The sequence below is a fragment of the Butyrivibrio sp. AE3006 genome, assembly GCF_000424165.1.
Taxonomy (GTDB): domain Bacteria; phylum Bacillota; class Clostridia; order Lachnospirales; family Lachnospiraceae; genus Butyrivibrio.
The window spans coordinates 88,013-103,096 of the sequence record NZ_AUJJ01000012.1; the positions used below are offsets into that span (position 1 = coordinate 88,013).

A 15,084-nucleotide genomic window follows, 5' to 3' on the forward strand; every position below is an offset into this window, starting at 1 on the left:
TACAAGGATTAGTAAATCCAAATATGGCAAAAGGGATTTATCAAAATAGATAAATCCCTTCATCATAATACTTCCTGTTTAATATATATCGGCCACAAATACGCATTTTATTACATCTGCGCTTTCAGCTTTTTGATCTCATCAAATACAACGTCGTTCAAAACCTTGATGTAGGTTCCCTTCATTCCTGAAGATCTGGATTCAATGACGCCTGCACTCTCAAACTTTCTGAGTGCATTTACAATAACACTTCGAGTAATACCTACTCTGTCAGCAATCTTACTTGCCACAAGGACGCCTTCCATTCCATCGAGCTCATCAAAAATATGAATGATAGCTTCCATCTCTGAAAATGAAAGCGTACTGATAGCAGACTTAACAACCGCAAGTTTTCTGCTCTCTTCAGCATTCTCTTCATTAACTGCTCTGAGCATCTCGAGGCCCACAACAGTTGTGCCATATTCACACAAAATAATGTCATCGATATCGTATGGCTCATTGCACTTATAAATGAAAAGTGTGCCAAGTCTCTCACCGGCAATTTCAATAGGCGTAATTATTGCCTGGTATTTTCTCATAACATCTCCCTCGAAACCAAGAGTCTCGAGGTTAACATTTTCCTTAGTAGACAAAACCGTAAGAAGTCGTTCATTAAGCATCGGATCGATAAAGCTGCCGACATCATCAACAATCAGGCCGCCAAGAGAATCGACGGAAGTAGTCTCACCGATACCAAGCACTTTTCCCTTCCTGCTTATAACAAGCATGTTGGAATTAAGAATGTCACACAGCACAGTGCAGATATCGTTAAAAACCACCTTGCCGGAATTACTGTTATGTAGTAATTTCCCGATTTTTCTCGTTTTATCCAAAAGCTGTACGCTACTCATTGGAATCGCTCCTTTTTTCAGAAAATGCTAGACGTTTTGCATAAATCTTCTACAACTAATGCGATTGTAACATACATATTGAACAACTTCAAAGTAATTTGTCGAATATTTTATTAAAATTAAATAAATTGTTTAAAAATTTACTCTTCTGTATCCTTATCTCCGATATATCCGCACTCAGGATCATTGCAGACAAGCTTATTATTCTTTATCAGCATAAGGCCTCCGCATCTGGGACAAGGCTTAGCTGAAGGCTTCTGCCATACCATGAAATCACAATCAGGATTGTCGATACATCCATAGTAAAGTCTGCCTTTTCTTGTTCTCTTAAGAACAATATCCTTACCGCACTTAGGGCACATAACACCGGTCTTCTCGTAATAAGGCTTGGTGTTTCTGCACTCAGGGAATCCGGGACATGCCAGGAATTTTCCATGAGGGCCGTATTTGATAACCATGTTTCTTCCACAGTTCTCACATACAACATCAGAAACCTCATCCTGAATCTCAACCTTAGCGATTTCCTTTCCTGCCTTCTCAACTGCATTCTGAAGATCAGGATAGAAATTCTCAACAATTGTCTTCCACTTCACGCTGCCCTCAGCGACACCATCAAGAAGCGTCTCCATGGTAGATGTGAAGGTAACGTCAACAATCTGAGGGAATGCATCATTCATCATTCTGTTAACTGCTTCACCAAGCTCTGTCACATAGAGATTACGATTTTCTTTGGTAATATAGTGTCTTGCAAGGATTGTGGTGATTGTAGGCGCATAGGTACTGGGTCTTCCGATACCGAGAGCCTCCAGATCATGTACAAGGGAAGCCTCTGTATAATGAGGAGCAGGCTGTGTGAAATGCTGCTTCTCCTCAAACTCCTCAAGAACAAGCTCTGAGTTCTCATCAATTCTCTTTGCAAGAGTATTCTTCTCGATCTGATCATCTTCGTCGGTGTAAACATTCATAAATCCGTCGAAGACAGTTCTTGATGCAGCTACTGTGAATCTATGCTCACCGGCATCAATCTTAACTGATGTGGTCTCATATTTTGCTGCAGCCATTCTGCTGGCCATAAATCTGCGCCAGATAAGCTGATAAAGTCTGAACTGATCCCTTGAAAGGAACTCTTTAACCGCAACAGGTGTATTGTTTACATCTGTAGGACGGATAGCTTCGTGAGCATCCTGAATCTTGGCAGTATTCTTACCGCCTGCGATTTTCTCAGCAAGATATTCCTCTCCAAAAGCATCCACAATATATTTCTGTGCAGCTGCCTGAGCTTCTTCTGAAACTCTTGTTGAATCAGTACGAAGGTATGTGATAAGACCTACTGTTCCGGCCTTACCCATATCGATTCCTTCATAGAGCTGCTGCGCTGTACGCATTGTCTTCTGAGTTGAGAAATTAAGTGCTTTGGAAGCTTCCTGCTGAAGAGTTGATGTTGTAAAAGGAAGCGGTGCTTTCTTAACTCTCTCACCCTTCTTGATCTCTGAAATCTTGAATTTCTTACCCTCTAATTCCTTGAGTATAGCATTAAGCTCATCCTTTGAAGCTATATCTACCTTTTTGCCGTTCTTCCCATAATAACGGGCTACAATAGGCTTCTTCTCACCCTTTACCTTAAGAGCAGCATCCAGTGTCCAATATTCCTGAGGAATAAAAGAATTGATCTCATCCTCTCTGTCACAGATAATTCTGAGCGCAACAGACTGAACGCGTCCTGCACTTAAGCCTCTCTTGATCTTATCCCAAAGAAGCGGAGAAATCTCATAACCAACCATTCTGTCAAGAACACGTCTTGCCTGCTGAGCATCAACAAGATTCATGTCGATGTCCCTTGGATGCTTCATAGCTTCCTTAACTGCAGACTGAGTGATCTCATTGAAAGTCACACGTGAAAAACGATCCTTAGCATCCTCAAGCTTAAGAGCCGTCATAAGATGCCAGGAAATAGCCTCACCTTCGCGGTCAGGGTCAGTTGCAAGATATATATGTTCTGCGTTCTTTGCTGCCTTTCTAAGAGAAGCAAGAACGTCGCCTTTTCCTCTTATAGTGATATATTTGGGCTCGAATCCGTGATCTACATCGATACCCATCTGACTTCTGGGAAGATCTCTGACATGACCGTTGCTGGCTGCAACCTCATAGCCATTACCCAGGAACTTTTTGATAGCCTTTACCTTAGTGGGAGACTCCACAATAAGCAGTTTTTTCTTCTTTGTTGCCATTTAATGCCCCTCGTTCTTTTATATAATAGTAGAAACTCGTTTTTTCCGTTTCATAGTTTCGTAATATACACTAAATTTTTTGTAAGTGCAACTATGTTTTTTCTACATATTTACAATAGATTAAAAAAGGACAAAGAATCAGGGCGCCGACCTTCAATTGATCGACGCCCTTTAGTTCTGAATTTCCAATGGACTGTTCTCCTTTGTAGAATTATTTTATTTTCTCGAATCCTTCATCACCGAAACCAGTTGCGCACCTGATCTCTGTCTACCACCGGCATCCGAATTACTCGCCGTTCCTGTGGTACCACGATTCGTTAGAAAAATAAGGGAACACTGACTCGAATTGGTGAAGCACTCGCCGCCTCATCTCGCCCTGTTCCTCAAAACAGAGGAAACCTCTTATCCTCGCTCCGGTAAAGCACTCGCTACCTTTGCTACTTTTGTTTCCATCCGCTTTCTTTTTGGTAATTATGATGATATCAATATCGCCTTAAATTGTCAACACATTTCCGCTTAATTAATATATATTTTAGATAATTTACACTTTTATAGCTAATTATCTTATTATTCAGAATATACTGTACAATTCATTTAAATTTTGTGAATTATTATACAAAGTGTGACAAATAACCATTTTTCCTCAAATATATTGTATCTAATCATAATTCATGCCCATATTTAGTGTGTCTTCAATGCAAATACAAATATCAAATTGTAGTTGACATGATAAACAATAAACAATAAACTCAATAATGCAGACAGGTATTTGTTACTATAATTTGATAATTGTTCTATATTTACACACAATTTTTACGGTTTACAGTAACTTAAATATTTTTTGATAACCTGCCTATGTTTAAAAGGAGACAAATGATGACTAAAGAAAAGAATTACTCGGACAATGAATTAACAAAAGGGAAGCTGACCACCGTAGATATTTGTGAGATCGCAGCATTTGCTGCAATCATGGCTGTACTTTCACAGATTTCAATACCTATGCCTGCAGGTGTTCCTATGACTTTGCAGACACTGATCGTTCCTCTTGCAGGAATTGTTATAGGTAGAAAAAAGGGAACACTGGCTACCCTGCTTTATCTTCTCATGGGAGCTGTAGGAATTCCGGTATTTGCTTCATTTCAGGGTGGTCTTGGCATACTTCTTGGTATGACAGGCGGATTCCTTATATCATTCCCTATACTGTCCTACACTGCAGGTCTTGGACATAAGCTTGGAGTAAAGGTTCGCACATCATCTTCAAAGCCTGCTCTCTACTATGCTACAGTTGTTACAGCCCTCATCCTGGGAGCAGTAGTTAACTACGCGTTTGGTACAGTATGGTTCATGATCATTGCTCAGGCTGATCTTGCATATTCACTGGCAGCCTGCGTTATTCCTTTTATTCCTACCAGCATAATCAAAATTGCTATAGTAGCAATCGTCGGACCCGAATTAAAAAAGCGCCTCGATAAAGTACTGGCGCATTAAAAATTTTCCACACTGCTTCGTTTTAACTGCTGTAGCTCTGGCGATAGCAAACAATAAAAAGACCTTCCATTTGGCTAATCAAAGCTTCATGGAAGGTCTTCTTTTTTATTTTGCTCTAAGCATAAGTTCTTTAAGTTCTGTGGGAGTAAAGCTATAAGCTGTTCCGCAGAACTGACACTTTATCTCAATATCCTCATTATCATCTATAAGGCTCTGCAATTCTTTTTTACCAAGAAGGACCAGTGCTCTCTCTACTCTGTCCTTATCGCAGCCACAGTGATACTCAACAGGTCTCGTATCTGTAATCTCCATTGAAAGTCCGTCAAGAACCATGGAAAGAAGATCCTCCGGAGTCTTGCCATCTCTCAGGATATCTGTAACTGTAGGCATTCCCTGAATATTGCTTTCAAGCTTGGAAATTACTTCCTCAGTAGCATCAGGCATAAGCTGAACAATAAAGCCTCCCGCCTCCATAATGCTAAGATCCTTATTCACAAGAACTCCCAGACCAACAGATGAAGGGATCTGCTCTGATTCTACAAAATAGCAGGTAAGATCATCTGCTATCTCACCGGAGTAAAGAGAAATTGTTCCAACATAAGGATCCTTAAGTCCAAGATCTCTTGTAACAGTAAGTGTTCCGTTACCTACAGCTCCGCCTACGTTAAGATGACCCTCGGCGTTATTGGGAAGAACAACTGCATTGTTCTTAACATAGCCCTTTACCTGGCCCTTGTTATTTGAAGTAACAAGAAGTCCTCCAATGGGGCCGTCTCCGTCAACAGTTATTGTAAGTGCATCCTTCTCTCCTTTGAGCATATCTCCCATCATTAGAGCACCGCTCATAAGTCTGCCCAAAGCCGCTGAGCAAATAGGGCTAAGAGAGTGAATCTTCCTTGCTTCCTCCACAAGATTCCTTGAAGTAATTGCAAATGCTCTAATCTGTGCATTACCTGCTGTGGCACGCACCATGTAATCTTTATATTCCATAGATGTCTCCTAAAACTTACAGAAATCAGATAGTGATTCCATATAAGTTAAAAAACCGGCTTATTCAATCAGAATAAGCCGGTAACGCTTGTATCAATTATGCAAGGCTTGCTGTGATGATAGCCATAGAATAAACCTCTATAGCATTGCAGCCTCTTGAAAGATCGTTGATCTGTGCATTAAGTCCAAGAAGAATAGGACCGTATGCTTCAAAGTTACCCATACGCTGAGCAATCTTATAACCGATGTTACCTGCATCGATGTTAGGGAAAATAAATGTATTTGCATGTCCTGCAACAGGTGAATCCGGTGTCTTATTCCTTGCTACTCTGGGAGAAACTGCTGCGTCAAACTGAAGCTCACCATCGATCGGAATCTCAGGATACTTCTCCTGTGCCTTCTTTGCAGCATTCTGCATCTTAGTAACTGAAGGGCTCTTAGCTGAACCCTTAGTTGAGAATGAAAGGAATGCAACCTTGGGATCAACGCCAAATGCCTTAGCGCAATCAACTGTCTCTTTGCAGATCTCAACAAGCTCGTCCTCTGTAGGATCGATGTTGATAGCACAGTCACCCATTGCGATTACTTCATTGTCGCCGATTGCTGAGGGACGAACAAGGATGAAGCATGATGAAACCACGCTGTTGCCGTGCTTAGTCTTAATGATCTGAAGCGCAGGACGAACTGTATCAGCTGTTGAATATGTTGCACCGCCAAGGAGACAGTCAGCCTTCTTCATCTTAACAAGCATTGTTCCGAAATAGTTGGAATGAGAAAGAATCTCTCTTGCCTGCTCAGGTGTCATGCCCTTGCTCTTACGAAGCTCTACAAACTCGTCTACCATAGCATCAAAATCTTCGTAGTTGTTAGGATCGATTATAACAGCTCCTCTGATGTTATATCCCTCTTCCTCTGCAGCCCTGTTAATAACATCAGGGTTACCAAGAAGAATAGGCTTTAAGAAGTTACCTGCAAGAAGTCTTGAAGAAGCCTCAAGAATTCTGGGATCTTCACCTTCTGTGAATACTATTGTTTTTGGGTTTGCTTTAAGTTTTGAAATCATCTCGCCAAAACCGTACATTTTAATTCCTCCTAATTATGAACATAGGTCTAAAGACCTGAAAACGTATTGTAAAAAATCACGCAAAAAATCACACGAGGATTATTTTACATCAATAATAATTCATACTCAATAATAGATAAAAAAATGTCAATCTAGCAAAACCACGTTATTTCTATCAATCAGGAAGGTCGATCTTCTTACCGTCTCTGTGCATTGAGAATTTATCCATAGGATAGTTCTTAAGATTCTCAAGAACCTTTCTGCCATCAGCCTTTGCAAGGAGACTTGCTCTTGCCTTGGTAATCTCAACCTCTGTCTTATGCTTGGAAGGACCACCTACGCAACCACCGGGACAAACCATACCCTCGATGAAGTCCTCGGGGAGCTTATGCATCTTAAGAAGTGTAAGTGCTTTCTTACATTCGATACCACCGGCTGCTCTAAGAAGCTTAAGGTCTGCTACATCCTGGCCTCTCTCCTGCATACACTCAATAACAGCATTGGCAACGCCGCCGCTTGTAGCAAATCTCTTACCCCAGATTGAAGACTCCTGATAAGTATCATCAACAGGCTCAAATTCAACATCCTTCGATCTCATAAGAGCTCTGAGCTCACCATAAGTCACAACGAAATCAGCATTGTTCGGCACTGTCTCATCCTGCGCCTCAGACTTCTTAGCAATGCAGGGACCTACAAATACTGTTATGCACTCAGGATCCTGAGCCTTAAGATATCTTGAAATGGCACACATAGGAGAAACTGTTGAGGACATGTTATTCTCAAACTGCTCCGGGAAATGCTTCTTTAACATATTTATAAATGCAGGACAGCATGATGTCGTCATCTTCTTGCCCTGTTCGTAAGCTTCTGCCCACTCCTTGGACTCATAAGCAGCTGTCATGTCTCCGCCAAGACCAACTTCTACCATATCAGTAAAGCCAACCTTGATAAGAGCATTGCGTACAGCAGCCATGGTGATATTCTCACCAAACTGACCCTCTGTAGCAGGTGCGCACATAGCGATTACCTTTTTGCCTGATTTGATAGCTTCGATGATCTGAATAAGATAAGTCTTAGAACCGATTGCTCCGAAAGGACAACTGTGGATGCAATGACCACACTGTATGCACTTATCCTCATTGATCTTACAGTAACCATACTCATCATAAGTGATAGCGCCAACAGGACAAGCCTTGTGGCAGGGACGCTCAAGATGAACGATTGCTCCGTAAGGGCAGGCCTTTGCACACATACCGCACTCTTTACACTTTGCAGGGTCGATATGCATACGCATATCACCTTCGTGAATAGCTGCGAATTTACATGAATTGAGGCAAGCCTTACCTATACAGAATCTGCAGTTATCAGTTACTGAAAATGCAGAAATAGGGCACTCATCACAAGCAGGATCGATTACCTGAACCACATTCTTAGAGCCCTCGTTATAAGTAGGTGCCTGACCGCATGCCAGTCTGATTCTCTGACGTACAATCTCTCTTTCCTTATAAACGCAGCAGCGATACTCCGGCTTGGGACCGGGAGCCATGTCATACGCAAGTTTATCCTTATGAGCTTCATCCAGCTCATCATTCCATGCGAGGCGACATACCTCTTCCATAATCTTGTGTTTAAAGCTTACTATCCCTTTGTCGTTTGTTACCATAAAATCTCCTATCTAATTCCTACCATTTATTAGTTACTACCTTAAAGCTTCACTTCTCTGCAGAAATCAAAGCCCTCCGCATCATGTGCGGTTATGAAAAGAGGATTTCTCCCCTGCTTTTCTCTGATATAATCAATTGCCTTCTGCCTTGCCACAGCATCAAGCCCTGAAAAAGGTTCATCCATTATCAGCATATCTGAAGGTATGGAGCATGCCCTGACGATAGCCACTCGTCTTTTCATGCCCCCTGACAACTCCCTTACAGGCTTATAAATTGAATCCTCCGGAAGAAGCTTTTTAAGCTCCTCCTCAGCCACCTTTACGGAATTGTTCTTATTGACCATGACTACATTCTGTACTGCGGAGAAATTCTCACAAAGTCTGTCTTCCTGGAAAACAACTCCCGCATTAAGATATGCATATTTATAGTCACCCATCAGGTGTACTTTTCCTGAATCAGGCTGTTCAAGCCCCAGCAAAATCCTTATAAGAGTGGTCTTGCCCTTTCCGGATTCACCCGTTATCACATAAGAGTGATCGTTTTCTATCTCAAGATTAAAGTTATCAAGAACCTTAAGATCACCATAGGATTTACTAATATTCTCAAGATCTATAGTCATTTTACCATACCTCCTCTCTTAATAAGAGAAAGCAGAAGCATAACTATTTTCTCTGTGATCCATGAAACAAGAATGATTACAAAGGTCCAGGCAAAAACGTCTCCCGTATCCAAATATATTTTAGCACGATACAGGCCATTTCCCATAGACAAAAGTGGCTGTCCGATTACTTCCGCTGCGATACCGCTCTTAAATCCCATTCCGATAGCAAGAGACACAGCACTTACCAGTGACGGGAATACAGCAGGCATATAAATAAACCTGAATTGGTTTAAAGGCGGCATTCTGTAAACATGAGCCATCTCAAGGAGCTTTTTATCTGCCGATGTAAATCCGTTTTTCATTCCCACGTACATAATGGGGAATGCCACAAGCGCAGAAATAAAGGTTGAAATAAAGTCACTTCCCACCCATATCAGTATAAGGATAATTATACTGGCAACGGGTATGGACTTAAGCGCAAGTACAAGTGGGGATAAAAACATATCCACCAGCTCATATTTATATGAAACAACGGAAAGGATCGCTCCAAGCAGTATTCCGATAAATATACCTGCGATAATATGCAAATATGAAGCGGAAACAGACTGCCAAAACTCAGGCTCTCCCGACATTCTTATAAGTGCATTAAAAGAAGTGATGGGACCTGCAAGCAGAACCTTATTGTGAACTATAAGTGCTATTATCTGCCATACTAAAAGCCAGAAAACAGCAGCCACTACGTTTTTGATAAATTTTGTCATATTTACCTCAGCTTATAAAAATCATTATCCGGAAGCTGTCCGCCAACAGATTTGGGATCCTGTGCAAATAAAGTCTCAAGATATCCTGAAAGGATCTCTCCTGCAGCTTCACCTGTGATACACACAATATTGCAGTTAGGAAGTGCAGCCTTGGCGATCTCCTTTTTCTCGATGATTCCGTATTCAGCAATAAGCTCTGCTGTACGCTCTTCATCGCTTGTGGCAGCAACTACACTTGCAACATGCTCATCTATGAAGTTCTCAACTTCATCAACATGCTCATCAAGATACTCATTTCTTACAACAGTAACGCCTGTGATAAGCTGTGATCTCTCGGAAAGATTCTCCCACTCATCCGCAAGACTGAATGCAATCTTTACATTCTCATTTTTAATCAAAAGAGATGTCACGAAGGGCTGTGGAAGAACCGCGATACTTGTAGGATCATTTTCAAGTACGGCAGCAACCTCTGTAGCTTCTGACTTAAAATCAAGAGTGCAGTCAGTTACTTCATTTTTATCAAGAAGATATCTGATGGAATACTCAGGTGTTGCACCCTGACCGGTTGTAATAACTGTCTTACCTGCAAGATCTGCTACAGTTTTTACAGATTCATCTCCTGTAACGCAGTACAAAACGCCCAGTGTATTGATATCAACAAAGCTTATTCCGCCCTCTGTCTTATTATAAAGAACTGATGCCAGATTGGCAGGAATAAGCGCTATATCAAGATCTCCTGCAACAAGCTTGGATGCCAGTTCATCGGGCTGAGTAGCCATCTCGAACTCGTAGTTACCGGCAGTCTTGCCTTCCTCGGAATCCTTCATCATATTTACGATGCCCATGGTTGTGGGGCCTTTAAGAGACCCTATTCTGAGAAGCTCAAAGCTTCTGCCATCATCTGCTATCTCTTCTTCAGCTACTTCTGTAGCCTCTTCTTCTGAAGCTTCTTCTGTAGCCTCTGCTACCTCTTCTTCAGATACCTCTGTAGCAGCATCAGAAGCTTCGCTCTCTTCTGCCTCCTGCGCCGGCTCATCAGTAGCCTCAACTTCAGCTACCTGCTCTGTAGCATCAGGTTCAGATGCAGTATCTCCCGCAGAGCCGCAGCCTGCCAAAGTAGCTACTGTAAGCGCAGTTACACACAGCATAGATAAAATTCTTTTTTTCATAAAATCCTTCCTATTCTGTCAAGCCTGAAAATACGATTTTTACTGGCTTTGACGATTTTGTTATTCCTCAAAACAAGAGCCAAAGGTGATGAATTGTCATAGTATCTTGTACTGAATAGCCGATTTCAGGTAGCACTAATAAAGCATCCTCTTGTTTGCTCTATAAAGGCCATTTCTCCTTTGATCAACTATGATGGCTAACCTTCCGTGTCTAAAGGGATCGTGTCCCAACTTCCTTCGTCCAGCCAATTCATACACCAAGTGCCAGCAAAGCTCCTAAACAGGGTCAAGCCCTAGGGAAAATACCACCGCCAGCTACAGCTCTTGTTTGTTGTCCTTTACTGACCAATCTACACTTTGGATGGTACCGACAAGTCGGTGGACGCAATCCATCCTGTTGTAAGTTGGTAGCTTTATTTTGCAGAAGACTTGCTTCTGCTGTTACTGGATTCCTATCCGGAACCCTGGCCAACCACTGAACAACGCTCAGTAGTTCGACAGGATTCCGGAGCATGTTTCTTTCTTAAGCAGCCACTATTTCTGCTTCTTCAAATCTATTGATATCATCAAGCATCTTCTGTGGATCGTAGGTAATTCCTTTTTTAAGGATAGTAAATATGATTCTGAGAAGCTTACATGCTATGACTATCAGCGACTGCATCTTCTTTAGAGGATTCTTCGCTCTGGTAGTGTAATACTCATGTATATACTGGAATTCTGGAGCATGAGCCACTACCGATTTAGCTCCCTGAAACAGCCAGGTTCGCAGTTCTTTGCGTCCTCTATGGCTTATCTTTGTTTCGCCATTATGCTTGCCTGAACTGTTGGCTACAAGGTTTAATCCGCTGAGTTTCTGTATTTCCTTTGCGTCATCAAATCTTTCAATGTCTCCCATTGAAGATATGATTCCGGCTACTATGTTCTGTCCAAGTCCTGTTATTTCAAGGATGTTCTCTGCATGGGGTATTTCCATACACTTTTCATTGATTGCAGCTTCAACTGTTGCAAGCCTCTCATCCAATGAGATGATGTCTTCAACATGGCACTTTACTGAATATCTGTCCGGCTCTGAGCCTTCTTTCTTGCCTATGCTTACGCTAGCATACTTGAATATCTCAGCAGCCCTGCTATAGCCGCGTCCTCTAAGCTTAGCATTGTGCCATATATCTCGGATACCGTCTTCGCCTAGTCTGATTATATCTTCTGGAAACGGTGCAACCTTAAGTATCTCCATTGCAAAACTGCCATCTGTTTTCCCAAATGCGTCCTTATATTCAGGGAAGTAAATCTTCATCAGCCTGTGTAACCTGTTTATGCTGCGGATCCTGTTCTCAGCAAGCTGGCTCCTTAGAAGTGAGAGACTACGCAGATCAGCGTAGATGCCCTCCGGAAGATATGGCATACCGTAGTTTCCGTTCATAACAAGGTTTGCAATAACCTTGGGATCTTTTCTGTCATCCTTAAGCTGGCTGTTATCCTCGATTTCTTTTGTCTGTTTTACTGCATATGGATTTACCTGCACCACACTGATACCATTGCTTATCAGCCATGTTGCCACGCAAAACCAGTAATGACCTGTAGGTTCGAGTCCAAGTACTATCTGTTTCTTACCATTTACTGCAGCAAGGTCTACCATCCAAGCTTTTGCGGCTTCAAATCCTTCCTCGTTGTTAAGGAAAGAGAATGGCTTTTTGCTGAGTTCTCTGCCTTTTCTATCTATAGCCCTCAGATAGTGGGTTTCACTGCCTATATCGCATCCAACTATAAGCATGTCATCTGATATAAATGATAGCTTGGCATTCTTATCAAACTTTCCTGATGTCTCCAGATCATGCCAGGTCTTAGCCTGCAATGTATTTAAGAGATCATCCACTCTGGTTTGTCTTTCTTCGGCAGATAAAGTATTTATCACCGAAAAGTTGTTGCTTACTTGATTTTTGTTGTTCTTTGCCTTAGCATTCATGTTAGATACCTCTCGTATTCTTGGATTATTACCAACTGCCAGGTCAGTAACAATCCAACTTTACTTGAGGTATTCTTTTTAGGTCAACCCCTGTTTATATCATACAGGAAGCTCCATATCTTTATTTCTATCATCGCTCATGCTATGGATTTTATATGTTTCATATATAAAACTAACTTTCTTTCACACTTCTTTCATAATCATCAATAGTTTCGTATCCATCTATCAATGTGAATTGGTTTAAAAGTTCCTTGATCTGTTCCGGTGAATTAAACATCATCACATCAATAATTGATAAGCTTTTGATAAAATCATCCGTAAATTGCTTATAGCTTAACTCATCATTTGTTTTTACAAACTTAAGATTAATTCCGTTCTCCCTAAAAAACTTCTGAAAATAAAGCTTGGTTCCACCTATAGCGTTATAATATTCATCAGCATTTCTTTGCTTACAATAGGCTACTACCAGATGTTCTCTCCTGTACTCATAATCAAGTCTGACTTTCTCAGAAGTTCTCATTATCGTAGTTTCTATTCCCAGCTTTTCTGCAGTTCTGTTTATTGAATAATTTAAAAAATCAGAAAGATTACGGCCTACATCAGAAAGCCCAAATTCCAAAATTTCTCTGATATGCTCATAAACATCCTTAAAATATGGCGCTCTTGCGTATGTGTTGTTAATTGTGGTAAGCATCTTGTTCACAATACTCTCATCGAGATTTGTCTCATGTTCACAGATCAACTTATTTTGAGAAGCCTTTCTGATAGGAACCCCAAAATACGCAGGCTCACCATTTATCTGAATCCTGTTTCTATTAATAAAACCATTTTTTTTGTAATTAACATTATCCATAATCAAATACTCATCAACCGCATTCATAAGCTGCCAGTATCCCAGGTAAGGGAAAAAATACGGTTGCATTATTCCTATCTTCATATTGTCACCCAACCTAAATTATAATTCCAGCCCCTCATAATCTTGTAATATTTGCTCATCGTCTATTTATCTTCTGCATCATAATTGAATTGCACGACCATTTTCTATCTTATATCTACATACCATGTCATTACCATTTTGATCTTCTACCACTAAGTATTTATTGACGATTTCCATATATCTGCGCATATCGTCATCGTTTACATCGCCGAAAAACAATATCTGTGAATACATTTGTCTCATCCCTGAGTTTTCAACAATTACATCTCCTACTTCTCTGGCTCTATCGAACATAACACCCGGAATCAGTTCTTTTATTTTTTCTATCCCATCAATTCGAGATATCTTACCGCATCTTAGCCAAACATCATACGCATTCAATGCCGGATATGTCACTAACTCCAAATTATTTTTAGCATACCCCGGATAAATATAGTTTAAAACCAGATCGCATGCATACCCCTGTTGCATAAAACTGCATCCCGGGAAACGATAATTCATCTCGATTACGACAAATTTACCATCTGTCATAATTCCCTGGACACACGCCAAGCCTTCATTACAATTCAAATCACTAAAAAGATCATAGAGTGAACCAAATATTTCTTTCTTGAAATAATCTACATGCTTAGATGGATTAGTTGCATTAACAAATAGTCTTCCATTCTTTTTATCACCTATCAACTCACACGATTCAACATATTCTGCTTTTCCATTTTTGAAAAAGAACATAAGCATTACATCCTTACCGGAATAATACTTTTCAATCATGGCCTGCTTTTTATTCGAATGATTTATTGCATCCTTGTAGCCTTCAATTAATTCAGTCTCATTATTACATACATGAATTCCGATACTTGAACATCCATCAATTGGCTTGATAATTACCGGATAACTAATTTTCTCCAAATCACTCTTTGAAAATTCTTCATCTATTGAAAAATCCTCCGCAACAGGTACGTTATGTTTTCTACACGCATTTTTAAACTTAACTTTATCGCCTGTTATTTCCCATGCGTTTTCCGGAACATAACAAGGCAGATCCAAACGTTTGCATAACTCTATATTTACATCCATACAAAGCTCACTTGCTCCGCATAAAATGCCGTTTACTCCATTGTTTCTGATTTCTTTTTCAAGTAAATCGATATCTGTTATACTAATATCCCAGTACTCATCTGCCATCTTCTTTACCGGCGACTCTTCCACAGGTAAATTATCGGTAACGATAACATATATTCCTCTGTCCTGTGCACATTTCAGCAATGAATCAACATGATAGTTATTTCCTAACAGTAGTAATTTATCCATTATCTAATCCCTCATTTTA

General features: G+C 40.6%; 12 protein-coding genes. 1 reads left to right on the top strand and 11 read right to left on the bottom strand.

Annotation, left to right across the window (positions count from 1 at the left end; all coding sequences use genetic code 11):
- Positions 1 to 110: 110 nt before the first annotated feature.
- Both codY and topA read right to left on the bottom strand, forming a co-directional pair.
- The gene (gene codY, locus G603_RS0108445) at positions 111 to 890 is read right to left on the bottom strand and encodes a GTP-sensing pleiotropic transcriptional regulator CodY (RefSeq protein WP_026524286.1); all 780 of its coding nucleotides are present in this window, start codon (positions 888 to 890) and stop codon (positions 111 to 113) included.
- A 140-nt stretch (positions 891 to 1,030) separates the two neighbouring features.
- The gene (topA, locus tag G603_RS0108450; protein WP_026669942.1) at positions 1,031 to 3,118 is read right to left on the bottom strand and encodes a type I DNA topoisomerase; all 2,088 of its coding nucleotides are present in this window, start codon (positions 3,116 to 3,118) and stop codon (positions 1,031 to 1,033) included.
- Positions 3,119 to 3,991: 873 nt separating this feature from the next.
- Between topA and G603_RS0108455 the strand changes: the two genes are divergently transcribed.
- Positions 3,992 to 4,606 (top strand): biotin transporter BioY, encoded by a 615-nt coding sequence (locus G603_RS0108455; protein ID WP_242834856.1) that lies wholly within the window; start codon positions 3,992 to 3,994, stop codon positions 4,604 to 4,606.
- Between the two features lie 105 nt (positions 4,607 to 4,711).
- Here the strand turns inward: G603_RS0108455 and hslO are convergent, their stop codons facing one another.
- From hslO to G603_RS0108505, 9 genes are all read right to left on the bottom strand, one after another.
- On the bottom strand, positions 4,712 to 5,596 hold the full coding sequence (gene hslO / locus G603_RS0108460) for an Hsp33 family molecular chaperone HslO (protein WP_026669944.1): 885 nt from the start codon (positions 5,594 to 5,596) through the stop codon (positions 4,712 to 4,714).
- A gap of 97 nt (positions 5,597 to 5,693) precedes the next feature.
- Entirely contained in the window at positions 5,694 to 6,677 is a 984-nt protein-coding gene (pta, locus tag G603_RS0108465) for a phosphate acetyltransferase (protein WP_026669945.1), read from the bottom strand.
- A 157-nt stretch (positions 6,678 to 6,834) separates the two neighbouring features.
- On the bottom strand, positions 6,835 to 8,322 hold the full coding sequence (locus G603_RS0108470; RefSeq protein ID WP_026669946.1) for a 4Fe-4S dicluster domain-containing protein: 1,488 nt from the start codon (positions 8,320 to 8,322) through the stop codon (positions 6,835 to 6,837).
- Between the two features lie 41 nt (positions 8,323 to 8,363).
- The gene (locus G603_RS0108475) at positions 8,364 to 8,942 is read right to left on the bottom strand and encodes an ABC transporter ATP-binding protein (RefSeq protein WP_026669947.1); all 579 of its coding nucleotides are present in this window, start codon (positions 8,940 to 8,942) and stop codon (positions 8,364 to 8,366) included.
- Positions 8,939 to 9,685, bottom strand: a complete 747-nt coding sequence (locus G603_RS0108480; protein WP_051207647.1) for an ABC transporter permease — start codon at positions 9,683 to 9,685, stop codon at positions 8,939 to 8,941. The genes G603_RS0108475 and G603_RS0108480 overlap by 4 nt, the downstream gene beginning before the upstream one ends.
- Before the next feature lie 2 nt (positions 9,686 to 9,687).
- On the bottom strand, positions 9,688 to 10,854 hold the full coding sequence (locus tag G603_RS0108485; protein WP_026669949.1) for an ABC transporter substrate-binding protein: 1,167 nt from the start codon (positions 10,852 to 10,854) through the stop codon (positions 9,688 to 9,690).
- Between the two features lie 523 nt (positions 10,855 to 11,377).
- Positions 11,378 to 12,817 (bottom strand): IS110 family transposase, encoded by a 1,440-nt coding sequence (locus G603_RS0108495; RefSeq protein WP_081669868.1) that lies wholly within the window; start codon positions 12,815 to 12,817, stop codon positions 11,378 to 11,380.
- A 172-nt stretch (positions 12,818 to 12,989) separates the two neighbouring features.
- Entirely contained in the window at positions 12,990 to 13,754 is a 765-nt protein-coding gene (locus tag G603_RS19730) for a WbqC family protein (protein WP_051207650.1), read from the bottom strand.
- Positions 13,755 to 13,832: 78 nt separating this feature from the next.
- The gene (locus G603_RS0108505; protein ID WP_026669950.1) at positions 13,833 to 15,065 is read right to left on the bottom strand and encodes an ATP-grasp domain-containing protein; all 1,233 of its coding nucleotides are present in this window, start codon (positions 15,063 to 15,065) and stop codon (positions 13,833 to 13,835) included.
- Positions 15,066 to 15,084: the final 19 nt, after the last annotated feature.